We start from the raw sequence: 25,661 nt of genomic DNA on the forward strand, positions 1-25,661 counted from the left end.
TTTCGCCTTTCCCTCCTTTCCAATTATTCTCTCCATTTTATTCGCATGAAGTAAATGTAAGAAGGAGTGCAGTCCATGCTCAAGATTTTTAAAAATCTTAGAAAAAGGGAATGGTCACTTGTTGCCCTCTCCCTTGTCTTCATCGTCATCCAGGTATGGCTGGATCTGAAAACGCCCGAATACATGGCGGAAATCACCACCTTGGTGCAAACGGAAGGAAGCGCCATGGCGGATGTCCTTATTGCTGGCGGCCAAATGCTGCTATGCGCGCTGGGGAGCCTCATCTCATCTGTGGCGACCGCTGTCTGCGCCGCCAGTATCGCTTCCTCCTTCGGTGGAATTCTCCGGGGGAAGCTGTTCAGCAAGGTCCAATCTTTCTCCATGGAAGAGATCGGCCATTTTTCTACCGCCAGCCTAATCACCCGCTCCACCAACGATGTTACGCAGATTCAGATGCTCATCGCCATGGGTCTGCAGATGCTGGTCAAGGCGCCCATTATGGCTGTGTGGGCCGTATGTAAGATTGCCGACAAACAGTGGCAGTGGACCCTTTCCACGGCAGCGGCAGTGGTGATACTGCTCATCATCGTCGGCATCTGCCTGCTTTTGGCCACACCAAAATTCCGGAAGATGCAGAAACTCACCGACGATGTAAACCGTGTGACCAGAGAGAACCTAACAGGCCTTCGGGTTGTCCGTGCTTACAACGCAGAAGACTACCAAGAATCAAAGTTTGATCGTGCCAACACAGCCCTGACAAAAAATCAGCTTTTTGCCCAGCGCACCATGGCCTTTTTGCTGCCCAGTATCCAGATGGTAATGAGCGGTCTCTCCCTCGCCATCTATTGGATTGGCGCAGTGCTCATCGACCAGGCCGGGATGCAGGGAAAGCTCACCCTGTTCTCTGACATGATGGTGTTCTCTCAATACGCCATCCAGGTTGTCATGTCCTTTATGATGCTGGTGGTCATCTTTGTCATCCTTCCCCGTGCCTCTGTCGCCGCCAGACGTATCCAGGAGGTACTGGATACCCACCCCACCATCGTGGATGGAACAAGGACAGAGGGGCAGCAAGGCGTCACCGGCGAAGTGGAGTTTAAAAATGTATCCTTCCACTATCCCGACGCTGAAGAATGCGTGCTGAAAAACATTACATTTACCGCCCACAAAGGGGAAACGGTGGCCTTGATCGGCTCTACCGGTTGCGGAAAAAGTACCGTCATCAACTTGGTTCCCCGTTTTTACGACGCGACCGAGGGGCAGGTTTTGGTAGACGGCGTTGACGTCCGGGAGTATTCCCAGAAAGCCCTGCGCAACAAAATCGGTTACGTTTCCCAGAAGGCCACCCTGTTTTCTGGCAGCATCCGCTCCAATGTGGCCTATGGCGACAACGGCCGAAAACCGGCTTCCCTTGACCAGGTCAAAGAAGCCGTCGCCACGGCGCAGGCAAGCGAATTTGTAGAACAGATGGACAACAGTTATGACGGTTATGTGGCGCAGGGAGGCTCCAACCTTTCCGGAGGCCAGAAACAAAGGATTTCCATTGCCCGGGCCATCGCGAGAAAGCCTGAAATCCTTATCTTTGACGATTCCTTCTCGGCACTGGACTATAAGACGGACCGGGTCCTGCGAAGCGCCTTGGACAAAGAGTGCAAGGATGTAACACGTATCGTTGTGGCCCAGCGGATTGGAACCATCCGGGACGCGGATAAGATTATCGTCCTGGATGAAGGCAAAATTGCCGGTATGGGCAAACATCAAGAGCTGATGGAAAACTGTGAAGTTTACCAGCAGATTGCCCTGTCCCAGCTCTCAAAGGAGGAATTGGCGTAATGGAACATAAAGGCTATCAAACGGGCCAGCACCAAGTCAGGCATCATGGCCCGGCAGGCGGGCCGAGAATGGCCAGAGGCGGAGAAAAGGCCAAGGACTTCATCGGCACCTGGAAAAAACTGCTCGGTTACTGCCGCAGATATAGGGCGGCCATTGTCATCGCTCTGATCTGCGCGGGGATCGGAACCATCCTCACCTTGATGGGACCGGATAAGCTGTCGGATATGACCGACACCATCACGGCGGGAATCTCACCCAACACAGAAAAAATGGAAGAAATCGCCCAGACCATTTCACAAAACCTAACAGACAATACCCAAACCGTTATGGACGCCATTGCCGCTAACATCAGCGATGAAGAGAAGCTAAGCCAAAAGGCAGCCGATATTCTGAGTTCTCCGGATCTGACGGAGCAAGAAAAGCAGGCTTTTCAGGAAGTGATGGCGAATATGAGCTCGGAAGCGGAGGGAGCCAATGCGGCAGCACAACTTCTATCCCTGCCCAATTCTGTGCTGGAAGTCCTGATCGATGACATCCAGGTGGATGGGGCCAGCATTTCCGCGGCGGATCAGCTAGCGGCCCTGTCCTTTCTTGGGAACGTAGATAGCAGCGATGAAACTGCCGTTCAGAGCGCTTTGGGCCAGCTGCCGGAGCCTGTCCAGGCTGCGTTGTTCCAGGATATAACCGTTGACGGCGTCGCCATCACCGGCGCAGACCAGCTTTCCATGATGGAAGTCCTCTCCCAAGTGGACCCTGAGGATTCCGCTGCTGCGTTAGAAGCCATGGATCACCTTCCAGAGTCGGTCTACAGCCTGGTAAAACCCTCCATTGACATGGATAAAGTCCTGCAAATCGGCCTGCTTCTGGTTTCCTTCTATGCCCTCAGCTATATCCTCTCCGCTACCCAGGGCTGGATCATGTCCACCATTACCCAGCGGGTTTCTAAGGAAATGCGTTCCAACATCTCCCGGAAGATCAACAAACTGCCCATGTGGTTTTATAACCGCACCACCACCGGCGATGTCCTTTCCCGAGTGACAAACGATGTGGACACCATTGGCCAGTCCCTTAACCAGAGCATCGGCACCCTGATTTCCTCTGTCATCCTTTTTCTCGGCAGCTTGGTGATGATGCTGGTTACAGACGCCCGGCTGGCCTTGACCGCTATTCTGGCCAGCCTCCTGGGATTTGTCATCATGTTTGCCATTATGGGCCGAAGCCAAAAATATTTTGCCCGTCAACAGAAGCATTTGGGTGAAATCAACGGGCATATTGAGGAAATCTATTCCGGCCATACCGTTGTCAAAGCCTATAACGGAGAGGCAGCGGCCCAAGAGACCTTCGATGAAATGAACAAAAATCTCTGCAAGAGCAACTTCAAAGCCCAGTGCCTGTCGGGTATGATGATGCCTATTATGAGCTTTATCGGAAATTTCGGCTATGTTGCCGTCTGCGTCGTAGGCGGAGCCATGGCATTAAACGGCTCCATCAGCTTTGGCGTTATCGTCGCCTTTATGATGTATGTCCGCTACTTCACCCAGCCGCTGTCCCAGATGGCCCAGGCGGTGCAGTCCCTCCAGTCCGCCGCGGCAGCCGGCGAGCGTGTGTTTGAGTTCCTCGAGGCTGAGGAGATGGAGGATGAAAGCGGAAAAATTCAGAAGCTGGAGAATGTCAAAGGCGACGTTGTTTTCGACCATGTCAGGTTCGGCTATGAGGATTCGGACAGCGTCGTCATCCACGATTTCTCCGCCGAGGCAAAACCGGGCCAGAAGGTGGCCATTGTCGGCCCCACCGGCGCGGGAAAAACCACCCTGGTCAACCTGCTCATGCGTTTCCATGAGATTCAGGGCGGCGAAATCCGTATCGACGGAGTTTCCACCAAAGAGATGACCCGGGAGGCGGTGCATTCCCTGTTCTGCATGGTGTTGCAGGACACATGGCTCTTTGAAGGGACCGTCCGGGAAAACCTGATCTACTGCACCCAAGGCGCCAGCGATGAAAAGATGGAGGAAGCTTGCAAGGCTGTGGGACTGGATCATTTTATCCGCACCCTGCCCAAAGGTTACGACACCGTTCTCAATGACCAGGTAAACCTGTCCCAGGGGCAGAAACAGCAGCTCACCATTGCCCGTGCTATGATCGCGGATAAACCCATGCTGATTTTGGATGAAGCGACCTCATCGGTGGATACCCGCACTGAGCAGCAAATCCAGTCGGCTATGGATCAATTAATGGAAAACCGCACCTCCTTCGTGATTGCCCACCGTCTTTCCACCATCAAGAATTCTGATCTGATTCTGGTGCTGAAGGATGGAGATATTATCGAAAGCGGCAACCATGAAGAGCTTCTCAGCAAAGGGGGCTTCTACGCAGAACTTTACAACAGCCAGTTCGATCAAGCATCTTAAAAAGGGGGGATTCAAAATGAAATGCAGGTATATTACAATTGAAAGAGAGTACGGCAGCGGCGGTACTTCTATTGCCCATCTGCTTTCTGAGCAGACCGGCGTTCCGTGTTATGGCAGAGAAATTCTGGAAAAGGTTGCGAGGGAGCAAAATGTCTCCATGGACAGAATGCAGAGCTATGAGGAGTCGGTGACCAACAGTTTTCTCTATTCTCTTTACATGATGTCCCAGACGGCAGCAGTGAGCAATGATATGCTGACAAAGGATGGCCATATCTATGTGGCTGAGCAAACCGCGATTCAGCAGCTTGCCGCCAAAGGCCCTGCCATTTTCCTTGGTCACTGCGCCTGTGAAGCGCTGAAAGACCGCAAAGGGGTTGTCAATGTATTTATCCGCTGCACAGATGAACAGGCCAAGCGGCAGCGGATTATGGTGGACTATCAAGTCCCCGCGGCGCAGGTAGACAACTTCAAACGGAAGTTTGACAAAAAGCGCGCCAATTACTATCATGCCAACACCTCAAAAAAGTGGGATGATCTCAAAAATTACGACATTGTCTTGGACAGCGGCACCCTGGGTATTGAAGGCTGTGTCAACGCGCTCAAATCCCTCATAGGGTAAACGCTGTAGAACCGAATATATGCACGAAAAAGGGCCGTCCGTTGGCCAGATCAACGGGCGGCCCTTTTCTTTTTCAAAAAAGTTTTTCTCCCCCGGCAATGGGGCAAAAGCCCATAACTGCGCAATTGTTTCCTTTTGGTAACCGTCCAATTGTTTCCTCCCGGTAACTATACCACAATAAAGTGCGTACTTTACGGTCAAAATCCCCCTGGGTATAATATAGACAAGAGCTAAGGAACCCGGCCGGTCCAAAGCACATGACAAGATTCGTTGCACGCATCCAGACTGATGCGGCAGCACCCCACAGGGACACAAAAGGAGGAACCTTAGATGAAAATCGCAGTAATTTGTGCAAACGGAAAAGCAGGCAAACTAATTGTAAAAGAGGCTGTCAGCCGGGGACTTGATGTGACCGCGGTTGTTCGGGAAGAGAACCAGACACAGGCACAGTCTGTGCTGAAAAAGGATCTGTTTGATCTGACCTCTTCCGACCTGAAAGGATTTGATGTGGTCATCGATGCATTTGGCGCTTGGACTGAGGAAACCCTGCCCCAACACAGCACCTCTCTGGCCCATCTATGCGATATCCTTTCCGGCACCGATACCCGGCTATTGGTGGTAGGCGGCGCCGGCAGTCTCTACGTCAACCCCGAGCACACCGCCTGCGTGGCCGACGGCCCGGATTTCCCCGATGCCTTTAAGCCCTTGGCGGCAGCTATGGCAAAGGCCCTGGGAGAGCTTCGCAAGAGATCCGACGTCAAATGGACCTATCTGAGCCCGGCTGCTGACTTCCAGGCCGACGGTCCCCGCACAGGAAAGTACATCCTGGGCGGCGAGGAACTGACGCTAAACTCCAAAGGGGAAAGCGTCATCAGCTATGCGGACTACGCCATCGCAATGATCGATGAGGCTGTCAGCGGCGGCAACATCCAAAAGCGGATCAGCGTTGTCGTCCAGTAAGACGAAGGTCTTTATTGATAAAGAAAGCCACGCAAAGGGGTCCTTTGCGTGGCTTTCCCAAGTTTGAGTCAGGAGAGGTAAACCATGGATTATTTGAAGTTTTTACAGCAGGAGATTCACACAACCGTCGCCGCCACCGTCGATGACGACGGTCTTCCGGTCACCTGCGCCATCGACATCATGGACGCGGACGAAAATGGCCTGTACTTTCTCACAGCCAAGGGAAAGGGATTTTATCACCGGCTCAAAACTCAGGGATACCTGGCGCTGACCGGCATGAAGGGCCGGGACACCCTGTCCTGCGTGGCGGTGTCGGTCCGGGGCAAAATCCGGGAGCTGGGGGAGGCGCCCCTGCCCCGCCTGCTTCAAAAGAACCCCTATATGAAGGAAATCTATCCGACGGCGGAATCCCAAAAGGCGCTGACAGTGTTCCAGATCTTCGAGGGCACCGGCGAGTGGTTTGACCTTTCCCAAAAGCCTATTCAAAGGTTTTCTTTCTCCATCGGCCAGAGGAAGTCGGAAAAAGAAGGCTTTCGGATTACAGACGCTTGTACCGGCTGCCGGGCCTGTAAGGAGATATGTCCCCAAAATTGCATCGATTTTGGCTTTCTTCCCGCGGTTATTCAGCAGGAGCACTGCTTACACTGCGGCAACTGCCAGCAAGTCTGTCCCCAAAACGCGGTGATCCGGGAGGGAGCAAGATGACACAGGCAGAAAGACGGCGCTACCTCATCCAAGCGCTGCTCGAAGAGCGTCCCGAATATGCTGATATCCAGATCCCACCGGATGTGCCGGAGCAAAAAAGCCTGCTTCGCTCCCTTTTCAATGTACGCATGCCCTGGCCTATCAGCGAAGATTTTTTGAAGATGCAGGACGCCTACCTCCAGGAGGAAATCCGGCGCAAAGGCATAACCGGACTTGACAGCCTTCATCCGGTGCGGGAGGGCATCTATCTCTGGCAGGGGGACATTACCACCCTGCGCTGCGACGCCATCGTCAACGCCGCCAACAGCGGGATGCTGGGCTGCTTTGTCCCCTGCCACGGCTGCATTGACAATGCCATCCATACCTTTGCCGGGGTACAGCTGCGGCTGGCGTGCGCCCGCATCATGGATGGGCAGGGACGGCAGGAGGAAACCGGCGGGGCAAAGCTGACGCCGGCCTTTAACCTGCCCTGCCGCTACATCCTGCACACGGTGGGGCCCATTGTCAGCGGCCGGCTCACCCAGCGGGACTGTGACCTGCTGGCCTCCTGCTATCGCTCCTGCCTGGAGCTTGCGGAGGAAAATCATATCAAAAGCGTTGCTTTCTGCTGCATCTCCACCGGGGAATTTCACTTCCCCAACCGGCAGGCGGCAGAAATCGCGGTCAACACAGTCATGGAGTTCAAAGAGAAAACTCCCAGCAATATGGAGGTGATCTTTAATGTTTTCAAGAATATGGACGCAGCCATCTACCGAGCCTTACTCCAGCAAAATTGAACGGTTAAGGGTTGCGTTGGCAGGTGCAGACGCGGTGATTATCGGCGTCGGCGCGGGCATGTCCACCTCCGCCGGCTTGACCTATGACGGGGAGCGATTCCGGCGGCTTTTTTCCGACTTTGAGGAAAAATGTGGATTTCACGACATGTATTCCGGCGGATTCTATCCCTTCCCCACCCTGGAGGAACAGTGGGCCTATTGGAGCCGGTTTATTATGGCCAACCGCTACACAGATCCGCCCAAACCTGTGTATGAAAGGCTGCTCCAGCTTCTCAAGGACAAGGATTACTTCGTCATCACCACCAATGTGGACCACTGCTTCCAGAAGGCGGGAATTGACCGTCACCGGCTGTTCTACACCCAGGGAGATTACGGCCTGTGGCAGTGTTCCAAGCCCTGCCACAACAAAACCTACGACAACGCGGATGTTGTCCGCCAGATGGTGGAGACCCAAGGCTTTCAGATCACAGAAAAGGGGTTAAAACTGCCTGCCGGCAACCCGCCAAAGATGTCCGTCCCCACCGATCTGATCCCCCATTGCCCCCTATGCGGCGCTCCCATGGCCATGAACCTGCGGGCCGACAATACATTTGTGGAGGATGAGGGATGGCACCGGGCGGCCCAGCGCTACGAGAACTTTCTGCGCACAAGACAGGGGCAGCGCGTCCTATTCCTGGAGCTGGGGGTGGGCTACAACACCCCGGTCATCATCAAATATCCCTTCTGGCAGATGACGGCGCAAAATCCCAAGGCCACCTACGCCTGTGTCAATTTCGGCGACGCCCTCTGTCCCCGGGACATTGAAAAGCAGTCTATCTGCCTTGACGCGGATATCGGGGATGTGCTGAGCCAAATCGCTGGCCAGCCCTTCTCTCCTGGACTGGGAACCTAACATAGAGAAAACTTTTCCGGTTTAGCCCGGCTCATAGGAAGGCGGTTCATAAAGCCCCTCAAAGGTCCAGCTCAGTCCCAGATCTTCCGAAGTATAACGGGCCATACCAGTGCCTCCCATCAGATCGCCGTTTTCCCCCTGTCCCACCAGCATTACAAGCTTGCCCTCTTCCCAGGTAGGACATTGGGGGATGACAAAGGCGTCCGCCCACTCCCCTGCCGGGGGAATTTCCACCGGGGTAAAGGTTTTGCCCCCATCCTCGGTGCGGTAGAAATTGTGGGAGCCTTCTACCTCAGGATAACATAAAAATCCCACATCTTCACTGACAAACCCCGCCGACTGAAGCAGCCATGTCTCCGGCCCCCGGCCTGTCTGCTCCCAGGTGGCGCCACCGTCGGTGGTGCGGTAGATCATCTGTCCCTCCTGGGACATGGTGCGGCCGCCGGTGGCTACCACATAGCCGGTCTCCGGGGTGGGAAAGCTGACAAACTTGACCCGGACACTGTCCATGCTCCCGTCGATGAGGACATCCTGCCAGCTCTCTCCCCCGTCGTCGCTGTAGAGGATGGAAAGCCCTCTCTCCCAGGTGCCTCCATAGACAAAGGCAGTCTTTTCCGGGGTGATGAGATAACTGCCCTCCTGTAGCTGGTTGTAATAGGAATTGCCATCTCCAACCGTGCAGAGGGCTTCCAGAGAGATGGGAAGCTCGGTCCAGTTCTTTCCTCCGTCTAGGCTTACAGAACAAACTTCATCCTCAATTTTATAGGTGTACTCCGTCTGCTCGTAGGGGATTTCATCTATAAACTCCTGATTGTATTCATCCTGAGCCTGCTGTCCGCTGCCCTGATACTTGCCCAGCTCATAGGAAGCCAGAGTTTCCTTAAGGGTCATGTCATAGCGGAACCTTCCGTCGGAAAGCTGGGTTCGCTCAAACCATAGCACCCATTGGCAGGAAATCTCCCCGCCGTTCTGCATGCCCCAATCCTGGAAGATTTCTCCCCCTGCTCTCTGGGGTGTGGCGGTAAATTCGCAGAGTACCGCTAGATACTGCCCGTTTTCCAGCTCCTCAATGTCTGAGATATACCACTCTTCCAAGGTCCGCAGGCTGGAAAGATAGGGTTGTTGATACTGCTCCAAAAAGCCGTCCAGCCAGTGGACGGTAGCCAGGGTCAGGTTTTCTGTCTCCGCCTCCACCGAAAACTCCTCCGGCGCCAGGATGACGATACCCTCCTGCTGGCGGGCCCGATAGATGCCGTAGATACTAAAGCCCAGCAGCGCCGCAACCAGGACAATTCCAATGACCCAGATCATCTTCTGCCGCACCAGCCTGAAAAATTTTCCTTCCATAGCCATCTCCTTTCTTTTGTTCCTCTATTATAGCACGATGGTCAAACCAATGCTTTTCCAAAAGTTTGTAAATTTCCCCGCCCCCTTTTATCTTTACGGGGCGGGGAAAAACCGCTATAATAGAGGAACAAAAAACTTTGCGACAAGCACTACATCTTTGGAGGCCATCGATGAACTGGATACAAGCCGATATTTTTACCACCACCGCCGGCATCGACCCGGTGAGCACACAGCTGATTGCCCTGGGGCTTCCCGGCTTTGCCATACAGGACGCCCAGGATTTTCAAGACTTTTTGAAGGATACCACCATCCATTGGGACTATGTGGACGAAGAACTCATGAAACTGGCCCAATGTGAAACAAAAATCACCCTTTATCTGCCTGACAACCTCCAGGGGGCCGAACAGCTCTCTGGGGTAAAATCTATGCTGCGGGCACTCAAGGCCCAGGATACAGACCATTCCTATGGCCGGCTGGACATCGAGCTTGCCGATATCCAGGAGGAGGACTGGTCCACCGCCTGGAAAAAATACTACCATCCAGTGGAAATTTCTCCCCGGCTGGTGGTCTGCCCCTCTTGGGAGGACACCCCTCTGCGTCCGGGGCAGGCCATGCTCCGGCTGGATCCGGGTATGGCCTTTGGCACCGGCACCCATGACACCACCCGTCTTTGCATGCAGCTTTTGGAGCGGTATGTAGACGAAAACACCCATGTGCTGGATATTGGCTGCGGCAGTGGCATTCTCTCCATTGCGGCCCTGCTGCTGGGAGCTAAGGATGCCATCGGCGTTGACATCGACGAGAACGCGGTGAAGGTTTCCAGGGAAAACGCCGCTCTCAACGGGGTGGAAGACCGGCTCCATACCGTCTGCGGGGATCTGACCGACAAGGTCAGCGGTACCTTCCAGCTCATCTGCGCCAACATTGTGGCGGACGTCATCATCCGGCTGTGCCCGGTCATCCCCCGCTTTCTGGCCCCCGGCGGCGTCTTTATCGCCTCAGGCATTATCGATGAGCGGATCGGAGACGTCCGGGCCGCCCTGGCCGAAGCTGGCCTGTCCATTGAAGAGCAAAAGGAGAGCGGCGGATGGTGCGCCCTTTCCTGCCGCTGTGAGGAGAGATAGCCATGCCCCGTTTTTTTACCGAGAACATCAGCGGCGACACCGCCCTGATCACCGGCCCTGACGCCCGCCACATCGGCCGGGTGCTCCGGATGGCGGTGGGGGAAAACATCGTCCTGTGCGACCTGAAGGGGCTGGATTATCACTGCCAGATCGAGAGCATCCAGAAGGACGCCGTCTCTTGCCGGATCCTGTCCACCTGCCCCAGCGTTGGGGAGCCGGACTGTCAAGTCACCCTGTATCAAGCTTTCCCCAAAGGGGATAAGATGGATTTCATCATCCAAAAGGCGGTGGAGCTAGGGGTTTCCCGGGTAGTTCCGGTGCTGACCCGGCGCTGTGTGGCCCGACCCGATCCCAAAGCTATGACAGGGAAGCTGGCTCGTTTTTCCCGCATCGCTTTGGAGGCCGCTAAACAGTCCGGCCGGGGCCGGATTCCGCAGGTCGGGGAGCTTGTGGACTTTGACAGCGCGGTCAAGATGGCGGCCTTGGATCCCCTTTCCCTCTTTTTCTACGAGGGCGGCGGCCGCCCCCTTTCCCAGCTGCTTTCCCCCCAGGTGAGGTCTCTTTCCCTCTTTGTGGGCAGCGAAGGGGGCTTTGATCCCGAGGAGGTGGATCTGGCGGCCAAAGCGGGGCTGATTCCCGTCACCCTAGGGCCTCGGATCCTCCGGTGTGAAACAGCGCCGGTATGCGCCCTTTCCGTCATCATGTACGCCACAGGAAATCTTTGATAAAAAACGGTACTGCCGCGCATGGGTCATGCCTGGCAGCGCATAGGATACCTATACATCTCAAAAACACCACCAAGGACTGTAAAAAAATCAGGAGGTTTTCATCATGTCCCAGCCTGTACGCCGTCCCCGCCGTAGGAAAAATAACCGAAAGACATTGCTTGTCGTCATCATCCTGTTTCTCATCATCCTGGCTTGCATCCTTCTCTTTGCAAATCTAGGTGGAAATACAGAGGGAGAATCCAGCTCACGGGAAAACCCGTCCTCTTCATCCTCTATCAGCGAAGGCGCCAGCGGGACAGAGAGCCTGGATTCCAGCAGTTCCAGTTCTTCCACAGAAGAGTCTCAAGAGCCTTCCTCCGAGTCCTCTTCTACTCCTGCCGGTTCTACTGTAGATCCCACCGACTGGCGGCTGGTCATCGCCTCTGCCGCCCATCCTCTGGGGGATAACTATGACGTGGAACTTGCCACCGTCATCGGCAATTACCAGGTGGACGCCAGGATCCTGGAGCCCCTTAACGAAATGCTGGCCGCTGCCCAGGAAGACGGTGTGAGCCTTGCCATCACCTCCGCCTACCGGACGGTACAGCGGCAGGAAGAGCTTTACGCGGCCCAGGTCCAGCAATGGCTGGGCTACGGCTACAGCCAGGAGGAGGCGGAGAAGGAAGCCGCCCGGTGGGTGGCCCTCCCCGGCACCAGCGAGCACAACACCGGCCTAGCCCTGGATATTGTCTATCCCGGCTATTATGAAGATTACGGCGACCTCAATGAAGGCTTTGAGGAAACCGCCGCCTTTGATTGGCTGATCAACAACTGTACCGATTACGGCTTTGTCCTGCGTTATCCCAAAGATAAACAGGACATTACCGGCATTACCTATGAGCCCTGGCACTACCGCTATGTAGGGGTGGAAAATGCCAAGGCCATGGAGGCCGCAGGACAGTGCCTGGAGGAGTATCTGGGCCTGGCCTAATCTAATCCTATATAAGAAAGGAGGAGGCGCCCTGTGGCATCCCGCTTCTGGACCCGGATCAAGGCCTGCCTTTCCGGTCAGAAAAAGAATCCCGGACACCGGCTGTTTTCCCTGCTTCTGGTGGCGTTTGCCTTGGCTGCCATTATCCTGCTTTCCTCCTTCTGCGCTGAAGCCCTGCGGAATTTTTCAGTTTCGGGAGCCCAAACTGTGGTCACCAGCCTCCAGGAAAATATTTCCCTCTCCGATGTAGAGCAGATCCTGGGAAAGAAAAACACCATCCGCCTGATGCAGTCCTATGCCCAGGCCCTGGCCGGCGCTACCATTGAGTTTGACGAACTGCCCGATTATGACACCGCTATCTTCTTCACCATTGCCGGGGCCATTCCGCCTCAGGTGGAGGTTACCTCCTTCCACTTTCAAGGCCGCGACATTATCATGGACTGCACATCCCCCGACGAGCACAGCGCTGAAGAGCTTTTCCTCGCTTTAGAAGAAAGCGCCTATTTCAGCCACGTCTATTACACCATTCCCACGGATCACGGCGATGGATATGCCTATCAGTTTTACCTGACCGTTTAATAAGTGACCATCTTTTCAACAGGACCCTATGAAGGGTCCTGTTTTTTTCTGCCAAACCGAAAATACCTATTGACAGGATTGTATCTAAGTGTTATTATCTGTATATACTAAATATATACAGATAATAACACAAGGTGGTGACCATGTGAATATTATTGTGACCAGCGCCTCCCCCACCCCCCTTTATGAGCAGATCGAGCAGCAGATCAAAAACATGATCCTAAGCGGGGAGCTCACACAGGGGGCGGCAATGCCCTCCATCCGGCTGCTGGCCAAGGAGCTGCGGGTCAGCATCATTACCGTCAAACGGGCCTATGACGATCTGGAGGCAGACGGCTTTCTGGAGACTGCCCCTTCCAAGGGCACCTATGTGGCCGTCCAAAATATGGATCTCATCCGCAATATCGCGGTGGCCCAGATTGAGGAAAAAATCTCTGAAGCTGTTTCCTCCTCCCTGGCCATCCATATGACGCTGGAGGAACTGACGGAAATTGTCACCCTTCTCTATCGGGAGATGGAACATGATGCGGATAAAGGGCCCCCTGGCGAAAAGGAACCAGCCCATTCTGAATCCACTTGATTTTTGCCCCATGGGGCGGAACGGAGTCTATGTTATGGAAAATCGCATTGAAATTGCAGGTCTGACCAAACGGCTGGGAAGGTTTGAGCTTTCCATCGACAAATTACAGGTTCCCACCGGTTTCATCACCGGCTTTATCGGTGAAAACGGTGCCGGGAAAACCACCACCATCAAGCTGATTCTGGATATGATCCGGCCGGATGGTGGAACGATTTCCATTTTGGGCCATGACGCCCAGAAGGCGGGCCATCTGGCCAAGGCGGATCTTGGCTACGTGGGAGACGACGCCGGCTACTGGCCCGGTATGAAACTGCGCGCCATTGCCAAGATGACCGCTCCCTTTTTCCCCCACTGGGATTGGCCCTTCTTTGACAGGCTGCTGGACCGTTTCCATCTGGATGCCGGCGCCAAATACGCTTCCCTCTCCAAGGGGATGAAAAAGCAGTTTGAGCTTGCCATGGCCCTATGCCATCATCCCAAACTGATCATCCTGGATGAGCCCACCGCCAACCTGGATCCCTTGGTGCGCCGGGATATCCTGGATCTTCTCCTGGAGATGATGGAAAAGGAGGAATGCACCGTATTTTTCTCCACCCACATCACCTCCGATCTGGATCATGCCGCCGACTATATCGCCTTTCTTCACAGGGGCCGCATGCTGCTGTTTGGGGATAAAGAAACGCTGACCGAAAACCACTGTATTGTCAAAGGGCCTGTCTCCCTCCTCGACGGCAGTGCCGAGAAAAAATTCATCAGCTTCCAGAAAAACAGCTTCGGTTTTGAGGCCCTTTGTGACGATCCGGCCTGGGCTAAAGATACCTTTGGCACAGAAGCCGTCTATGAAACGCCGGATATTGAGCAGATCTTCATCGGTTATACCAGAAAGGATGAGCAGTAATGGTACAGAATCTCTTTCATTTGATTGGCTGCGACGCTGCTAAGCTTTTCAGCGCCTCTCCCATCTATAAATTGCTCCCCATTGCGGCCGTAGCCGTGGCCTTTTTCGCCCCTCAGGTCATCTCCTTTATTCTGCTGCTGGTAGTCTATCTGCTGGGCTATGGGCTTATCACCTATGACGAAGCCTACCACACCCAGAATTACTACGCCTTTCTTCCAATCCGGCGCAGCGAATATATCATTGGCAAATACGCCTTTACCTTCGTTATGACCATGATCGGCATCCTTCTCTGTTTTGTCTCTTCCAGTCTAGGCGGGTTTATTTTGACCGATCCTGGGCGTCCCGGTTTTGGAGAGCTTAGCGACTACTACGCTCTGGCCTTTATTATCGCCATGGTTTATCTGGCCATCCAGTATCCCTTCTCCATCTTCCTAGGCGGCGTCAAGGGGCGGATTGTCGCTATGGTCTTTTACTTCATCCTCTTTTTCTGTGCCTTTAGCACCGATATCATGAGCCGCATCCTTTCCTTTATGCAAAGTTCCTCCCTGTTTCTCCTCATGGTCATCAGCCTTCTTATCTACTGCATCTCCTGTACCATTGTTTTGTCCCTCTATGATAAGAAGGATCTCATTGGCTGACGATTCGTATCTCTGGACCATTTCTCCCCGCTTCCCAAGGGAGCCAGAATTTCTTGCGGAAGCTTCCCCTCGTTTGGGCAATAAAGACAAATAAAGGTTGACTTGTGGCGCAAATTATGCTATTATAATTTGCGTCACATTGCTATGGAGAGGTGTCCGAGGGGTTTAAGGAGCTGGTCTTGAAAACCAGTGACTCGCAAGAGCCGTGGGTTCGAATCCCACCCTCTCCGCCATCGAACACCATCATCAATCAAATAGATTTATATTTGTTACCATGGAGAAGTACTCAAGTTGGTGACGAGGCGCCCCTGCTAAGGGCGTAGGCCGGGTAACTGGCGCGAGGGTTCGAGTCCCTCCTTCTCCGCCAAAAGCATGGCTCTGTAGGAATACCCTACAGAGCCTGTTTTTATGCGAAAATCCGCATGTCTCTGCGGAAAAATCAAGTTTTTTTATCTATTTTCTTAGTGCCATAGAATGACACAGAATAATACAATTTTACGCATCGTAATACACAGAAAATACACAGTAAAAAAGCCCTGCTCCCACCTCGAATGAGGGAAGGAACCGGGCTCTTTTCATTACCGTATGAAGAAAGTGACGCAGGCTACCAGGATGGCGCTGGCGATACCCCATAGGGCTTTGGTCAGCGCCGACATGGACTTGGTCAGATGGGTCACGTCAGACTCCGTCTTGGTGATCCTCTGCCCGTATTCGTCATGTTTCCTCTCCGCCTCACTTTTCCACTCTTCCAAGGCGTCCAGCCGGTGGGTGTTGCTACGGGCCCGGGCGTCTATCTCTTTCAGCTTCTCCCGCGCCCAGATAGAAGCCGATCACTGCATTGATCCCAACGCCAAATCCAATTCCGGCAGCATGGATAAAATTTTGAACCGGGTAAACCAACGATAATGCCGTCATCGCTTCCTCGCTGATCTGCGCGACGAAAAAACTGTCCACAATGTTGTAGAGGGAATTGACCAGCATGGATAACACCATAGGCAGGGACATGGATAAAATCAGCGGTAATACCGGCTTTTCTTTCATGAAAGTATCGTTCATCATTTTTCTTCCCTGGAACACGTTATGAGATATTTTTGCGGCGATGCCATGCCATTATCACAAGAGCAACGAGCAAAGTGGCAGTTTCAGCAACCGGAAATGCAAGCCAGATCCCGTTCAGATGGAACAATTTGTCCAGACACCATAGGGATGGAACAAGGAAAAACATCTGTCTGCATAATTGGATTGCCATGCTGGAGCCAACTTTTTCTGTGGCCTGAAAATAGGTGGAAATCATGGTAGAGAGGCCGCAGAACAGATAGCTTGCCGCCATAATCCGCATAGCGGAGATTCCAAAGGAGCGCATGGCTTCCGACGCCGTGAACAATCCCAAAATCTGCGCCGGAAAGAGGATGACAGCCAACGTTCCCAGTATCATCATGCCAGTGACCAAAGCGGTTCCGTACCGGAAAGCGGAATGCAGCCTTTCGCGGTTCCCCGCACCGTAGTTAAACCGCATAACTGGTAAACAACCCTGGATCAAGCCGTTTACCGTCATAACGATCAGCTGCTGCACCTTAAAATATGCACCGAAGAAAGCGATCGCCGTATCGGAATACGCCACCAGAAACAGATTGACGAAGGTCACCATAAACGAACTGAGGGCGTTCATAATAAAAGATGGCAGGCCAAAGGCAAAAATACGGCGGATCATCTGCTTTTGCAAATGAAAGCCTTTGATTTTTACCTGCACCTTCTGCTTTTTGCCCAGCAGTAAAGCAAATGCCAAAATCATGGACAGCAGATAGCCCGCAACGGTAGCTACCGCAGCGCCGCGGATTCCCATAGCCGGGAAAATGCCAATACCAAAAATCAGGATTGGGTCGAACACAAAATTAACGGCCACGCCCGCGATCTGGAACCACATGGGAGCAACCATGTTCCCGGTGGCTTGTATCATCTTCTGGATGGCGATATGCACCATATTGGGAATTTGCATGAACGAACATACGCCCATATAGGCGATGCTCAGCTGATAAATTTCTTCATTATTGGTAAACGTCCGAAAATAGGGTTTCATAATCAGCAAGGACAGAAGGTTGAGCAAAGCACCTATTCCAAAGGCCAGTAACAATCCGTGTGTGACGGTGGTATTTGCTTCATCCTGCTTTTTCTGTCCAAGATACCCCGCAATCAACACATTCACGCCGACACCAATCCAGATAGACGCCGCATTCATCAGTGTTGTAATCGGGAATGACAGAGAAACAGCCGTCAGCGCATTCTCACTCAGCCGCGCTACAAAAGCACTATCTATCAGGTTATAGGAATATTGCAGAAACATGGAGATCAGCGGCGGTATCGACATTTGCCAAATGAGCTTTCCAACGGGCGCAACTGCCATTTTATTACTGGTCTGCATACTTTCCCTCCTCTCCACAAAGTGTCCGGCGCAAAAAATTGCGCCGGACAGCAGGTTATTAAATCCGAACAATATAGTTTTGTTTGCGTGCTGCGGGCTGACCGGCTTCCTTAGCTGGATAACCCAATGCAATCGCTCCGACGCCTCGCAAGGTTTCCGGCAGTTTCCACTCCCGCAGGAGAGCCTTCCCTTTTTCGCTGTCGAAAATCTCACGTTCCCGATGCACCCATACGGTTCCAAGGCCAAGGGCATGGGCGGCCAGCATCATATTTTCAAGGACGCAGCTTCCATCCTCCACAAAGGTGCTTGCACTGCCATCTGCCAAAACCAAAACCACGGCAGGCGCACCATAGTAGGGGTCTGTGCTGCTCCCCATCACTTCTGCGTTTAGCTTTGCGATTTCCTGTCTATATTTGGGGTCTGTAATTGCAATAATGGTGGGGGATTGACGTCCGCCGCCGGTAGGCGCGTAAGTCCCCGCTTCCAGTACAGCGTCCAGAGCCTCAGCGGGTACAGGTTCTGCTTGATAGGTCCTTACGCTGCGGCGCGTTTTGATAAGAGACAAAAAATCATTTTCCATACAAGTACCATCCTCCGTTCTGCCAGATTTTCCAGGATGCAGACAACAAAAAAGCCACACGGCTATCACAAGATAGCTGTGTGGCAAAAAGATGACCGAATCCGGAAAAGTCCACTCAAATTTTACGCCCATTATTATAGCGTTCTTTCAGGAGACTGTCAAGCGTCAATCTTCTTGAGTTTTCGCTGCCTTATCCACGAAACTCTAAATCTGTTGTGTTGAATATACACAACTTTCATATCTATTTTTTATTGCAGTTTACGGAAACTCAAGTCAATCATCGCGTAAGGAAAGATAGAAAATATAGAATTACGTTATGTTGCTCTTTGATTTTGACTTTTATTGAATTCATCACTTGACATTGTGGCAAAGAACTGCTCACCCCCGACGAGGTACGAATGCTGGATAACCGGAAAGCCATTCTTTTTGTAAGGGGGGAACGTCCCATGCTGGATGATAAATACGACCTGATGCGCCACCCCAATATCCGGCTCACCGAAGATGGCGGCGCTGCGCCCTGCGACTACACACAGGCAAAGGACGCCGCAGACGATCTCGATTATTCTCCGGAGCAGTACGAGGATTTCGAACTGCTGGAGCCGAAGGATTTTCTCAAACCATAAAAATATACATGAAACTGGAGGAATGCTTCTGAAGAAATCTTTGCGTAAATTTGTTTCCCTGAAAAAGCATAAAAAAGACAGCAAACCCACAAACGCCCTGCCTCTCGGCAGGAAAGGACGGTATGGGTTTTCTATCTATGTGGCAGCAGTGCTGTGCGCCTGCTGTTTTTCTGTTCCGGCCTTTGCCGCCAGCGGCGATCCGCTGGGGGTGGTGAACAATCTTTCCGACTTTATCTTTTCCCTCATCCGTGCAGTCGGTATGATTTTGCTGGGTTGGGGCGTTGTACAGGTTGGTCTCTCGTTCCAGAGCCATGACCCCTCCCAACGTTCTCAGGGTTTTCTTACCCTGGCCGGTGGGCTCGTGATTACCTTTGCCAAAGAAATCCTCGATCTCATCACCGCCTAAGTTCCTGCTTTCCAGCAAAGGGAGCGCCTACATCGGGCGCTCCCTTACTTTTTCAGATAGGAGGTGACCAGCCGGAAACTGGATCATAGATAACTTAAATTCGGCGTTGGGTACATGGAACGACAAGCTGGCTGAAATATGGGCTTTGCTCACCCAAGATCCCGCCACCTTTAAGGGCGGCGGGATCTGGCAGGTAATGCTGGATATCAACGGGGCGCTGAAAGCCATCGGATATGGATTGCTGGTGCTCTTCTTCGCAATAGGCGTCGTCAAGACCTGTTCGAGCTTTACCGACCTGAAGCGCCCGGAAGCAGCATTTAAAATGTTCATTCGTTTTGTATTAGCCAAGGCAGCGGTGGGATACGGCCTCGACCTCATGCTGGCCATTTTCCAAATCATTCAAGGGATGGTTTCCACCATCATCACGAGGTCCGGCTTGTCGGGGAGCAGCGGTACGACACTGCCCCAAGAGATCATCGACAAGATCAACAACGTAGGCTTTTGGGATAGCATCCCCCTGTGGGCGGTGACCCTGCTGGGCGGCCTGTTTATCACGGTTTTGTCGTTCATCATGATCCTGACGGTGTATAGCCGGATGTTCAAATTATATATGTACACGGCTATCGCGCCCATTCCCATGTCCACCTTTGCTGGGGAAACCACCAGCAACGTGGGCAAAAACTTCCTGCGCTCCTATGCCGGGGTATGTCTGGAAGGAGCAATTATTGCACTGGCCTGCATTATCTTCTCGGTTATGGCAGCCTCCCCGCCTGCGGTGGATCCCAACGTCTCGGCGGTGACCGCTGTGTGGAGCTATGTAGGCGAGCTAATCTTTAACTTGCTTGTCTTGGTTGGTGCTGTGCGGATGAGCGACCGGATCGTCAAGGAATTATTGGGGCTGTAAGGCCCCTCGTAAAAAGCAAACAGGCCCTGCGGCAGCCCGCAGAACCTGTTTGGTTACTCGTGATCTAAAATCCATTGCAGAAGCCCTTTCCGGTCTGTTTCGCCGGAAGCCACAGAAAGAATGACGTCAATCAATTCCTGCTGTTCATAGCTGAGCTCTATCCCGTTGACAGCCAGAAAAACCAGCATGGCGTGAGCGCCGATTCGCTTGTTGCCATCCACAAAAGGGTGGTTGCAGACAAGCCCGAATCCCAGCTGCGCCGCTTTCGCCTGCAGAGATGGATAGACTGGTTCCCCACCGAAGGTTTGAAACGGAGCCGCCAATGCGGATTCCAAAAGCCCTTGGTCCCGGATCCCGTCGCTGCCGCCGAACTCCTTGATCAATGCAGAATGCAGGGCGAGAATCTGTTTTTGCGATAAGGTTTTCATTTCGCCAGTTCCTCGTAAGCATGACGGTTTTTGGCAATCAGCCGTTTAGATACAGCCAGAATGTCCTCATCCTCTGCCAGCTGTTCCTGCTCCGCCTGACTGAACTCCACCAGCACATAACGGGGGACGTTGTTCTTTAAAATAACGGCTGCCCCATTTTCATCTACCAGACGGGCAACACGGGAAAAGTTCTGATTGGCTTCTGTGATGGAAACCAGATTTTTTGTGTTCACAGTCATACACAACACCTCCTATTTCTATTATACTCAAAAATAGGAGAAATACAACCTATTTTTTCAAAAAAGAAAGGAGTCGCTATGGAAGTAAAAGTACCAAAGGAAATCCGGGATTACCAGGAATCTATCTTTTTCGGCCTCTCTACTCGACAGTTTATCTGTTCCCTGTTGGCCGTGGGCGTGGCAGTTGGGTTGTATTTTGGTTTGCGCCCGCTGGTTGGCAACGAGGAAGTGGGCTGGATGTGCATCCTTGGAGCCGTACCCTTTGCAGCTTGCGGATTTTTCAAATACCATGGCATGACTGCAGAACAGGTTGCATGGGCATGGTTTAAGTCGGAATTTTTGTATCCGAAAAAGCTGGTGTTCAAATCCGACAGCCTTTACTACGAAGCCATACAGGACGCTATTGCAGAGGGAGAAAAACCACCCCGAAAAAGGAAAAAGCGCAAGCCCCAGCCACCGGCTGGGAAAGAACAGGGGGAATAAGACATGGAGCTGAACATCCACCCTATCCTCCCGGAGGAAAGGATCTGCATGGGCGGGCACAGCAACCGGGAACTCAATGAAAAAACCGGCTGCATTGGCTATCTGACAGCCAACCTCAATGCCAGCGCCCCGGAATTTGAAAGTTCGTGGCGCGACCGAACCCCAAAGCTGAATACCCCGGAATTTACCGACGATTTTAATGACATGATCGATACCCTGCGTCAAGGAATGCTAAAAAATCCGCAGGAATTGCGGACATATTGTGAGACCCACCTCACTCAGATAGTAAAAGCTATTCGAAGGGCTCTTAAAATTAAGGACAAGGCATATCCACAAATCAACTTAAAAAAATAACATAGATAAATAATCTTTAACCGTCATTGAAGTTCAGATGTTATCTGCATCCTATATCTAAATCTTCACTTTTATTTACGGATATCTATTTTGTAACAGTCAGACAACAGCATGGCTCTGTAGGAATACCCTACAGAGCCTGTTTTTATGCGAAAAAACAGCTTTTAAAACTCCCACTAGCTGTGTCCCGCCTTCCCATTGTCACAAGGGTATAGAATGGATAGGTTTGCGGTAATATTTTTTCATAGTATGGGGATGTCTTGTTTACCAGCTGAAAATCAATTGATAAGTTTGAAGCTATTGTTAGTCTGGACAGATTGATTTTTTTCGCACAACATGATATGCTATTAAAAATGTATTCTATTTATTTTCATAAAATATATAAAAATACAAGGGGTAAATGATGAAAGGAATAGCTCAGAAGGAATCTGCATCAATATTACGCTACTTTGAAAAAATATGCTCTATCCCGCACGGCTCAGGCAATATGAAAGCCCTGCGTGACCACTGTGTTCAGTTCGCAAAAGAAAATGGCTTACAGGTGGTCAGCGACGAAGCAGAAAATGTCGTGATTTACAAGCCGGGCACCAAAGGGTATGAAAATGCTGAACCGATTATTCTTCAGGGACATCTTGATATGGTGTGCCAAAAAGAAGAAACCTCATCGATTGACTTTACGAAAGACGGGATCGAGGCATATATAGACGGTGATTTTATAAAGGCAAAGGGTACAACCCTGGGTGCGGATAACGGCATTGCCGTATCAATGATCATGGCCATTTTGGCGAGCCGTGATTTACCGCATCCTCCAATTGAGGCTGTTTTTACAACCGATGAGGAAATCGGGATGATTGGCGCCCAAAAATTGGACGTTTCTATTTTAAAAAGCAAAAAGATGATCAATCTGGATGCGGAGGAAGCGGACATTTTAACCGTATCCTGCGCGGGAGGAAGCGACTTCCGGCTTCTCTTTCCGATTGATAAAACTGTTGTACACGGCACAAAAATATCGTTGGAGATCCTTGGCTTAAAGGGCGGACATTCCGGCGTTGATATCGATAAGGGCCGCATAAACGCCAATATCCTGGCAGGAAGAATTCTGCATTATGCGAAGAAAACGGCGGCGTTCCATATCGTGAACATCAATGGCGGAACAAAAGGAAACGCCATCCCCTTTTGCTGCAAGGCAGAACTTGTGGCGGAAGATGCGGAAAGCTTGATACATACCATAGAAGACTATTTTTCTATTGTAAAAAAGGAAATCGGAGCGAGAGAAGACAATTGCTCCATTCGCTTAACGGTGCAAGAGACCGGCGATTTTGAGGCTTTGACTCCTGCTATGCAGGACAAACTGTTATACATGCTGCTGACCACGCCCAATGGCGTTGTGGACATGAGCGTCGAAATAGACGACCTGGTCGAAACTTCATTAAACTTGGGAATTTTAATGACAGAGGCGGACAAGATTGTTTTGCAATATGCCCTAAGGAGCAATAAAGAATCCGCCCTGGCTTTCCTGGAGGACAAGCTCTCTGCTTTTGCCTCCTATAACGGTTGCCGTTTCGAAATATCCGGTCAATATGCGCCTTGGGAATTTAAAAAGGATTCACCGCTCCAGGAATTATATGCAGACGCCTTCTGCGAAAAGTTTGGACGCAAACCTCAAATCGCGGCCATTCATGCTGGACTTGAATGTGCGGTGTTTGCCAAAAAAATCAAGAATTTGGATTGTATTGCGGTAGGTCCGGATATGTTTGACGTGCATACGGTACATGAAAAATTGAGCATCTCCTCCACTATGGAAATTTTTGAGCTGCTCTGTACTGTACTGGAAAGATGCAGATAAACTGTTCTGAAACACTGCGGCAGTATTCAATTTATAAAACGTGCAGAGAGGAAATAGGGGACTATGGAAAACAAAGATTTTAAGCCGTATATTCCAGCGGAAAAAATTACGCCTGAGCTTACGGTAACTTCTATCGTTATGGGCGCGCTGCTGGCCGTCATCTTTGGCGCGGCAAACGCTTATTTAGGATTGCGGGTGGGAATGACCGTTTCAGCGTCTATCCCTGCGGCGGTCATTGCTATGGGCGTTATCCGTGTCATTATGCGCAAAAACTCCATTCTAGAAAGCAATATCGTCCAGACTATTGGTTCAGCCGGCGAGTCTTTGGCGGCTGGTGCTATCTTTACCCTGCCAGCTCTGTTTTTGTGGGCGGCAGAGGGCAAAATGGATAAGCCCGGATTATGGGAAATCACGATAATCGCTCTGATTGGCGGACTGCTCGGCGTATTTTTTATGGTCCCGCTTCGCAATGCCCTTATCGTGAAGGAACACGGCGTGCTTCCATATCCGGAGGGAACCGCCTGTGCAGAGGTGCTTCTGGCAGGAGAAGAGGGTGGTGCAAAAGCTTCCACCGTTTTCGCCGGAATGGGCTTTGCGGCACTATTTAAGTTTATTATCGACGGATTAAAACTGGTGGCCGGAGAAATCTCGGTCAGCGTTAAGGGATTTGCGGGCCAGATCGGTACGCAGATCTATCCGGCGGTCATGAGCGTAGGCTATATTTGCGGTCCAAGAATTTCATCGTATATGTTTGCCGGCGGTCTTTTAAGTTGGCTTGTCCTTATCCCGCTTATTGTGCTTTTCGGCGCGAATATAACCCTTTATCCCGGAACGGAGCCGATTAGCGCGATCTTTGCGGAGGGCGGAGCAGGTGCCATCTGGGAAACCTATATCCGATATATTGGCGCAGGCGCGTTGGCTGCGGGCGGCATTATCAGCTTGATAAAATCTTTGCCGCTTATCATAAGAACTTTTAAAGGCGCGGTAAAAGGCATGTCGGGTTCCAAAGAGAATACGGAGCGGCGCACAGAGAAAGACATCTCTATAAAAGTTGTGCTTCTGTCCATTGCCGTCTTGACCCTGCTTGTATGGCTCATCCCCGCTATTCCAGTTAGTTTTATCGGTGCGGTTATTATCGTTGTATTTGGTTTCTTCTTCGCCACCGTATCCTCTCGGATGGTGGGATTGGTAGGCAGCAGCAACAACCCTGTTTCCGGCATGGCGATTGCTACCCTCTTGATTGCCACCCTCGTTTTAAAGCTTACAGGGGCAACCGGTATTACTGGCATGTGCAGCGCCATTGCCATCGGTTCGGTTATTTGTATTGTTGCCGCAATTGCCGGCGATACGTCACAAGACCTGAAAACCGGATTCCTTTTGGGTGCCACCCCTAAGAAACAGCAGATTGGTGAAATTATCGGCGTTATTGTGGCGGCTCTGGCGATCGGCGGAACGCTTTATCTTCTGGATAGTGCGTGGGGCTTTGGTACAAACGAACTGGGAGCTCCTCAAGCAACTCTGATGAAGCTGATTACAGAAGGCGTTATGGATGGAAATCTTCCGTGGGCGTTGGTGTTTATCGGTGCTTTTATTGCTGTGTTGGTTGAAGTTGTGGGCATACCGGTACTGCCCTTTGCCATTGGTGTTTATCTTCCTGTTCAGCTGAACGCCTGCATTATGGTTGGCGGCCTTGTTCGTCTGGCTTTGGATAAGCTGAAACGCAGCAAGGAAGAAAAAGACGCAATTGTAAATGACGGTGTTCTTTTCTGCTCGGGTATGATCGCCGGTGAAGGCCTAATGGGAATTGTGCTGGCACTTTTGGCGGTATTCGGCTTGAATTCTGTGATCGACCTGTCCGGAAAATTGGCGATACCGGCCATCGTTTCTAATCTTGGCGGATTGGCGTTATTTGCTATCATCATTCTGACACTGCTGAAATTCTCCCTGTGGAAGAAGAGAAAATAAGTATGAAAAAGAAGCAAAGCGAAAATTATCTGGACAAGAAACCGTTGCGAAATGAGAAATTTTCGTGGTCGGTCGATGATGGAAAGGTAACGCTGGAAGTTGAAAATAAAGGTGTATGGAATACGCTTTTTCAAAAGATTTTGAAAAAGCCGCGGATCAGCTATATACATCTGGATGAAATGGGAAGTTTTATCTGGCCTCTTTTAGATGGTGAAAAAAGTATTCTAGAGATAGGAAAAGCTGTGGAAAATCAGTTTGGAGATAAAGCCAATCCGCTATATGAAAGATTGGCTAAATATTTTCAGATTTTAGAAAGCTATCACTTTATATACTTTAGTGAATGAAGATAGAAACACC

27 protein-coding genes, 2 tRNA genes and 2 pseudogenes are annotated in these 25,661 nt (G+C 51.6%); 24 read left to right on the forward strand and 7 right to left on the reverse strand.

Translation table 11 applies throughout. The features are described from left to right. Positions 1-75: 75 nt before the first annotated feature. The 7 genes from WGC32_RS02830 to WGC32_RS02860 all read left to right on the forward strand — a co-directional run bounded on the left by WGC32_RS02830 (position 76) and on the right by WGC32_RS02860 (position 8,193). Positions 76-1,833 (forward strand): ABC transporter ATP-binding protein, encoded by a 1,758-nt coding sequence (locus WGC32_RS02830; RefSeq protein ID WP_342680615.1) that lies wholly within the window; start codon positions 76-78, stop codon positions 1,831-1,833. Then, a complete protein-coding gene (locus WGC32_RS02835) occupies positions 1,833-4,241 on the forward strand; it encodes an ABC transporter ATP-binding protein (RefSeq protein ID WP_462933612.1) in 2,409 nt (802 codons plus the stop codon). Before WGC32_RS02830 ends, WGC32_RS02835 begins: the two co-directional genes overlap by 1 nt. Before the next feature lie 16 nt (positions 4,242-4,257). After that, positions 4,258-4,860: a cytidylate kinase-like family protein gene (locus WGC32_RS02840; protein WP_342680616.1), complete on the forward strand. Its 603-nt coding sequence runs from the start codon at positions 4,258-4,260 to the stop codon at positions 4,858-4,860. Positions 4,861-5,190: 330 nt separating this feature from the next. Beyond that, positions 5,191-5,820, forward strand: a complete 630-nt coding sequence (locus WGC32_RS02845; RefSeq protein WP_191482082.1) for an NAD(P)H-binding protein — start codon at positions 5,191-5,193, stop codon at positions 5,818-5,820. A gap of 84 nt (positions 5,821-5,904) precedes the next feature. Then, a complete protein-coding gene (locus WGC32_RS02850) occupies positions 5,905-6,525 on the forward strand; it encodes a 4Fe-4S binding protein (RefSeq protein WP_342680617.1) in 621 nt (206 codons plus the stop codon). Continuing rightward, a complete protein-coding gene (locus WGC32_RS02855; RefSeq protein WP_342680618.1) occupies positions 6,522-7,301 on the forward strand; it encodes a protein-ADP-ribose hydrolase in 780 nt (259 codons plus the stop codon). The genes WGC32_RS02850 and WGC32_RS02855 overlap by 4 nt, the downstream gene beginning before the upstream one ends. After that, the gene (locus WGC32_RS02860) at positions 7,246-8,193 is read left to right on the forward strand and encodes an SIR2 family NAD-dependent protein deacylase (protein WP_342680619.1); all 948 of its coding nucleotides are present in this window, start codon (positions 7,246-7,248) and stop codon (positions 8,191-8,193) included. Before WGC32_RS02855 ends, WGC32_RS02860 begins: the two co-directional genes overlap by 56 nt. 21 nt (positions 8,194-8,214) lie before the next feature. Here the strand turns inward: WGC32_RS02860 and WGC32_RS02865 are convergent, their stop codons facing one another. Then, positions 8,215-9,540 carry a WD40/YVTN/BNR-like repeat-containing protein gene (locus WGC32_RS02865; protein WP_342680620.1) on the reverse strand — a complete coding sequence of 442 codons (1,326 nt, stop codon included), beginning with the start codon at positions 9,538-9,540 and terminating at the stop codon, positions 8,215-8,217. A gap of 170 nt (positions 9,541-9,710) precedes the next feature. Here WGC32_RS02865 and prmA point away from each other — a divergent pair, with 170 nt between their 5' ends. The 9 genes from prmA (at position 9,711) to WGC32_RS02910 (ending at position 15,424) form a co-directional block, all read left to right on the forward strand. Further along, a complete protein-coding gene (gene prmA / locus WGC32_RS02870; protein ID WP_342680621.1) occupies positions 9,711-10,664 on the forward strand; it encodes a 50S ribosomal protein L11 methyltransferase in 954 nt (317 codons plus the stop codon). Between the two features lie 2 nt (positions 10,665-10,666). Next, a complete protein-coding gene (locus tag WGC32_RS02875; protein WP_342680622.1) occupies positions 10,667-11,389 on the forward strand; it encodes a 16S rRNA (uracil(1498)-N(3))-methyltransferase in 723 nt (240 codons plus the stop codon). 106 nt (positions 11,390-11,495) lie between these two features. Further along, positions 11,496-12,362 (forward strand): M15 family metallopeptidase, encoded by an 867-nt coding sequence (locus tag WGC32_RS02880; RefSeq protein WP_342680623.1) that lies wholly within the window; start codon positions 11,496-11,498, stop codon positions 12,360-12,362. 33 nt (positions 12,363-12,395) lie between these two features. Beyond that, complete coding sequence (locus WGC32_RS02885; protein ID WP_342680624.1) at positions 12,396-12,941, forward strand: hypothetical protein; 546 nt, start codon at positions 12,396-12,398, stop codon at positions 12,939-12,941. A 145-nt stretch (positions 12,942-13,086) separates the two neighbouring features. Further along, positions 13,087-13,521 carry a GntR family transcriptional regulator gene (locus tag WGC32_RS02890; protein WP_191482073.1) on the forward strand — a complete coding sequence of 145 codons (435 nt, stop codon included), beginning with the start codon at positions 13,087-13,089 and terminating at the stop codon, positions 13,519-13,521. Between the two features lie 34 nt (positions 13,522-13,555). Continuing rightward, entirely contained in the window at positions 13,556-14,419 is an 864-nt protein-coding gene (locus WGC32_RS02895; RefSeq protein ID WP_342680625.1) for an ABC transporter ATP-binding protein, read from the forward strand. Next, positions 14,419-15,057 (forward strand): ABC-2 transporter permease, encoded by a 639-nt coding sequence (locus tag WGC32_RS02900; RefSeq protein ID WP_342680626.1) that lies wholly within the window; start codon positions 14,419-14,421, stop codon positions 15,055-15,057. Before WGC32_RS02895 ends, WGC32_RS02900 begins: the two co-directional genes overlap by 1 nt. A gap of 146 nt (positions 15,058-15,203) precedes the next feature. Beyond that, positions 15,204-15,290 (forward strand) — tRNA-Ser (locus WGC32_RS02905). Between the two features lie 43 nt (positions 15,291-15,333). Then, positions 15,334-15,424: transfer RNA gene (locus WGC32_RS02910), tRNA-Ser, on the forward strand. A 211-nt stretch (positions 15,425-15,635) separates the two neighbouring features. Here the strand turns inward: WGC32_RS02910 and WGC32_RS02915 are convergent. From WGC32_RS02915 to WGC32_RS02930, 4 genes and pseudogenes are all read right to left on the reverse strand, one after another. Then, a complete protein-coding gene (locus WGC32_RS02915; protein ID WP_342680627.1) occupies positions 15,636-15,809 on the reverse strand; it encodes a hypothetical protein in 174 nt (57 codons plus the stop codon). Between the two features lie 43 nt (positions 15,810-15,852). After that, a pseudogene (locus WGC32_RS02920) lies at positions 15,853-16,113 on the reverse strand (MATE family efflux transporter); the annotation flags it as partial. A 22-nt stretch (positions 16,114-16,135) separates the two neighbouring features. Further along, positions 16,136-17,476, reverse strand: a complete 1,341-nt coding sequence (locus WGC32_RS02925) for an MATE family efflux transporter (RefSeq protein ID WP_342680628.1) — start codon at positions 17,474-17,476, stop codon at positions 16,136-16,138. Between the two features lie 58 nt (positions 17,477-17,534). Beyond that, positions 17,535-18,056, reverse strand: coding sequence for a nitroreductase family protein (locus tag WGC32_RS02930; RefSeq protein WP_342680629.1), 522 nt, complete (start codon positions 18,054-18,056; stop codon positions 17,535-17,537). 365 nt (positions 18,057-18,421) lie between these two features. Between WGC32_RS02930 and WGC32_RS02935 the strand changes: the two are divergent. The 3 genes and pseudogenes from WGC32_RS02935 to WGC32_RS02945 all read left to right on the forward strand — a co-directional run. Continuing rightward, positions 18,422-18,679, forward strand: a pseudogene (locus WGC32_RS02935) (VirD4-like conjugal transfer protein, CD1115 family); the annotation flags it as partial. A 22-nt stretch (positions 18,680-18,701) separates the two neighbouring features. Then, positions 18,702-19,085, forward strand: a complete 384-nt coding sequence (locus WGC32_RS02940) for a glutamyl-tRNA amidotransferase (RefSeq protein ID WP_342680630.1) — start codon at positions 18,702-18,704, stop codon at positions 19,083-19,085. Between the two features lie 106 nt (positions 19,086-19,191). Next, a complete protein-coding gene (locus WGC32_RS02945; protein ID WP_342680631.1) occupies positions 19,192-19,989 on the forward strand; it encodes a hypothetical protein in 798 nt (265 codons plus the stop codon). A gap of 53 nt (positions 19,990-20,042) precedes the next feature. Here the strand turns inward: WGC32_RS02945 and WGC32_RS02950 are convergent, their stop codons facing one another. Together WGC32_RS02950 and WGC32_RS02955 are read right to left on the reverse strand one after the other, a co-directional pair. Then, the gene (locus WGC32_RS02950) at positions 20,043-20,417 is read right to left on the reverse strand and encodes a type II toxin-antitoxin system death-on-curing family toxin (RefSeq protein WP_342680632.1); all 375 of its coding nucleotides are present in this window, start codon (positions 20,415-20,417) and stop codon (positions 20,043-20,045) included. Continuing rightward, positions 20,414-20,656 (reverse strand): type II toxin-antitoxin system Phd/YefM family antitoxin, encoded by a 243-nt coding sequence (locus tag WGC32_RS02955; protein ID WP_342680633.1) that lies wholly within the window; start codon positions 20,654-20,656, stop codon positions 20,414-20,416. Before WGC32_RS02955 ends, WGC32_RS02950 begins: the two co-directional genes overlap by 4 nt. Before the next feature lie 78 nt (positions 20,657-20,734). Between WGC32_RS02955 and WGC32_RS02960 the strand changes: the two genes are divergently transcribed. The 5 genes from WGC32_RS02960 to WGC32_RS02980 all read left to right on the forward strand — a co-directional run bounded on the left by WGC32_RS02960 (position 20,735) and on the right by WGC32_RS02980 (position 25,648). Next, on the forward strand, positions 20,735-21,139 hold the full coding sequence (locus tag WGC32_RS02960) for a PrgI family mobile element protein (RefSeq protein WP_191482285.1): 405 nt from the start codon (positions 20,735-20,737) through the stop codon (positions 21,137-21,139). A 3-nt stretch (positions 21,140-21,142) separates the two neighbouring features. After that, positions 21,143-21,493, forward strand: coding sequence for a hypothetical protein (locus tag WGC32_RS02965; RefSeq protein ID WP_224771857.1), 351 nt, complete (start codon positions 21,143-21,145; stop codon positions 21,491-21,493). A 403-nt stretch (positions 21,494-21,896) separates the two neighbouring features. Continuing rightward, positions 21,897-23,339: an aminoacyl-histidine dipeptidase gene (locus tag WGC32_RS02970; protein WP_342680634.1), complete on the forward strand. Its 1,443-nt coding sequence runs from the start codon at positions 21,897-21,899 to the stop codon at positions 23,337-23,339. Between the two features lie 63 nt (positions 23,340-23,402). After that, positions 23,403-25,304: an OPT family oligopeptide transporter gene (locus WGC32_RS02975; RefSeq protein ID WP_342680635.1), complete on the forward strand. Its 1,902-nt coding sequence runs from the start codon at positions 23,403-23,405 to the stop codon at positions 25,302-25,304. A gap of 2 nt (positions 25,305-25,306) precedes the next feature. Next, the gene (locus tag WGC32_RS02980; RefSeq protein ID WP_191509829.1) at positions 25,307-25,648 is read left to right on the forward strand and encodes a PqqD family peptide modification chaperone; all 342 of its coding nucleotides are present in this window, start codon (positions 25,307-25,309) and stop codon (positions 25,646-25,648) included. The last annotated feature ends 13 nt before the right edge of the window (positions 25,649-25,661 follow it).

Origin of the sequence: Zongyangia acetica (assembly GCF_038739695.1) — a bacterium.
Classification (GTDB): Bacteria; Bacillota; Clostridia; order Oscillospirales; family Ruminococcaceae; genus Zongyangia; species Zongyangia gallinarum.

Excerpts from the sequence above, each read along its gene's own strand:
- WGC32_RS02855 (WP_342680618.1), top strand. The coding sequence starts at position 6,522 with ATGACACAGGCAGAAAGACGGCGCTACCTCATCCAAGCGCTGCTCGAA.
- WGC32_RS02950 (WP_342680632.1), bottom strand. The coding sequence starts at position 20,417 with ATGAAAACCTTATCGCAAAAACAGATTCTCGCCCTGCATTCTGCATTG.
- WGC32_RS02965 (WP_224771857.1), top strand. The coding sequence starts at position 21,143 with ATGGAGCTGAACATCCACCCTATCCTCCCGGAGGAAAGGATCTGCATG.
- WGC32_RS02980 (WP_191509829.1), top strand. The coding sequence starts at position 25,307 with ATGAAAAAGAAGCAAAGCGAAAATTATCTGGACAAGAAACCGTTGCGA.
- WGC32_RS02875 (WP_342680622.1), top strand. The coding sequence starts at position 10,667 with ATGCCCCGTTTTTTTACCGAGAACATCAGCGGCGACACCGCCCTGATC.
- WGC32_RS02845 (WP_191482082.1), top strand. The coding sequence starts at position 5,191 with ATGAAAATCGCAGTAATTTGTGCAAACGGAAAAGCAGGCAAACTAATT.
- WGC32_RS02835 (WP_462933612.1), top strand. The coding sequence starts at position 1,833 with ATGGAACATAAAGGCTATCAAACGGGCCAGCACCAAGTCAGGCATCAT.
- prmA (WP_342680621.1), top strand. The coding sequence starts at position 9,711 with ATGAACTGGATACAAGCCGATATTTTTACCACCACCGCCGGCATCGAC.
- WGC32_RS02960 (WP_191482285.1), top strand. The coding sequence starts at position 20,735 with ATGGAAGTAAAAGTACCAAAGGAAATCCGGGATTACCAGGAATCTATC.
- WGC32_RS02895 (WP_342680625.1), top strand. The coding sequence starts at position 13,556 with ATGGAAAATCGCATTGAAATTGCAGGTCTGACCAAACGGCTGGGAAGG.
- WGC32_RS02840 (WP_342680616.1), top strand. The coding sequence starts at position 4,258 with ATGAAATGCAGGTATATTACAATTGAAAGAGAGTACGGCAGCGGCGGT.
- WGC32_RS02955 (WP_342680633.1), bottom strand. The coding sequence starts at position 20,656 with ATGACTGTGAACACAAAAAATCTGGTTTCCATCACAGAAGCCAATCAG.
- WGC32_RS02940 (WP_342680630.1), top strand. The coding sequence starts at position 18,702 with ATGCTTCTGAAGAAATCTTTGCGTAAATTTGTTTCCCTGAAAAAGCAT.
- WGC32_RS02860 (WP_342680619.1), top strand. The coding sequence starts at position 7,246 with ATGTTTTCAAGAATATGGACGCAGCCATCTACCGAGCCTTACTCCAGC.
- WGC32_RS02865 (WP_342680620.1), bottom strand. The coding sequence starts at position 9,540 with ATGGAAGGAAAATTTTTCAGGCTGGTGCGGCAGAAGATGATCTGGGTC.
- WGC32_RS02880 (WP_342680623.1), top strand. The coding sequence starts at position 11,496 with ATGTCCCAGCCTGTACGCCGTCCCCGCCGTAGGAAAAATAACCGAAAG.
- WGC32_RS02900 (WP_342680626.1), top strand. The coding sequence starts at position 14,419 with ATGGTACAGAATCTCTTTCATTTGATTGGCTGCGACGCTGCTAAGCTT.
- WGC32_RS02975 (WP_342680635.1), top strand. The coding sequence starts at position 23,403 with ATGGAAAACAAAGATTTTAAGCCGTATATTCCAGCGGAAAAAATTACG.
- WGC32_RS02930 (WP_342680629.1), bottom strand. The coding sequence starts at position 18,056 with ATGGAAAATGATTTTTTGTCTCTTATCAAAACGCGCCGCAGCGTAAGG.
- WGC32_RS02925 (WP_342680628.1), bottom strand. The coding sequence starts at position 17,476 with ATGCAGACCAGTAATAAAATGGCAGTTGCGCCCGTTGGAAAGCTCATT.
- WGC32_RS02850 (WP_342680617.1), top strand. The coding sequence starts at position 5,905 with ATGGATTATTTGAAGTTTTTACAGCAGGAGATTCACACAACCGTCGCC.
- WGC32_RS02970 (WP_342680634.1), top strand. The coding sequence starts at position 21,897 with ATGAAAGGAATAGCTCAGAAGGAATCTGCATCAATATTACGCTACTTT.
- WGC32_RS02830 (WP_342680615.1), top strand. The coding sequence starts at position 76 with ATGCTCAAGATTTTTAAAAATCTTAGAAAAAGGGAATGGTCACTTGTT.